7 tRNA genes are annotated in these 765 nt (G+C 50.2%); all 7 read right to left on the reverse strand.

Annotated elements, in window-relative coordinates:
- Positions 1-85: 85 nt before the first annotated feature.
- A tRNA-Arg gene (locus tag ADG03_RS09295) sits at positions 86-159 on the reverse strand.
- Between the two features lie 19 nt (positions 160-178).
- Positions 179-264 (reverse strand) — tRNA-Leu (locus ADG03_RS09300).
- 7 nt (positions 265-271) lie between these two features.
- Positions 272-343 (reverse strand) — tRNA-Gly (locus ADG03_RS09305).
- A gap of 23 nt (positions 344-366) precedes the next feature.
- Positions 367-439 (reverse strand) — tRNA-Thr (locus ADG03_RS09310).
- Between the two features lie 17 nt (positions 440-456).
- Positions 457-538 (reverse strand) — tRNA-Leu (locus ADG03_RS09315).
- A 6-nt stretch (positions 539-544) separates the two neighbouring features.
- Positions 545-617: transfer RNA gene (locus ADG03_RS09320), tRNA-Lys, on the reverse strand.
- Positions 618-641: 24 nt separating this feature from the next.
- Positions 642-714 (reverse strand) — tRNA-Asp (locus ADG03_RS09325).
- Positions 715-765 lie beyond the last annotated feature (51 nt).

Consider the following 765-nt stretch of genomic DNA (forward strand, 5'->3'; position numbering starts at 1 on the left):
AACCGCCTGATTCGTAGTCAGGTACTCTATCCAGTTGAGCTAAGGGTGCTCTTTCCTATTTAATTCTTACATAGCCTTGCGACCATGCACCCTAGAGGAGTCGAACCTCTAACCGCCTGATTCGTAGTCAGGTACTCTATCCAGTTGAGCTAAGGGTGCTTCTTTCAACCTTTGTCTATGCCGAGGACCGGAATCGAACCGGTACGATCGTTACCAATCGCAGGATTTTAAGTCCTGTGCGTCTGCCAGTTCCGCCACCCCGGCCTCCTCAAGCGAACGACGGGATTCGAACCCGCGACCCCCACCTTGGCAAGGTGGTGTTCTACCACTGAACTACGTTCGCATTGCTTTCTTTATATAAAAAAATGCCGGCTACATGACTTGAACACGCGACCCTCTGATTACAAATCAGATGCTCTACCAACTGAGCTAAGCCGGCTCATTATTATTCTCTTATGCGGGTTAAGGGACTTGAACCCCCACGCCGTAAAGCGCCAGATCCTAAATCTGGTGCGTCTGCCAATTCCGCCAAACCCGCAAAATATGACCCGTACTGGGCTCGAACCAGTGACCCATTGATTAAAAGTCAATTGCTCTACCAACTGAGCTAACGAGTCTTAAAATAATTTTCATTATCTTAACGGTCCCGACGGGAATCGAACCCGCGATCTTCGCCGTGACAGGGCGACGTGATAACCGCTACACTACGGGACCTATGGGAGTTAACGGGATCGAACCGCTGACCCTCTGCTTGTAAGGCAGATG

It is taken from the genome of Streptococcus parasanguinis (assembly GCF_001069785.1).
In the GTDB taxonomy this organism is placed as follows: domain Bacteria; phylum Bacillota; class Bacilli; order Lactobacillales; family Streptococcaceae; genus Streptococcus; species Streptococcus parasanguinis_T.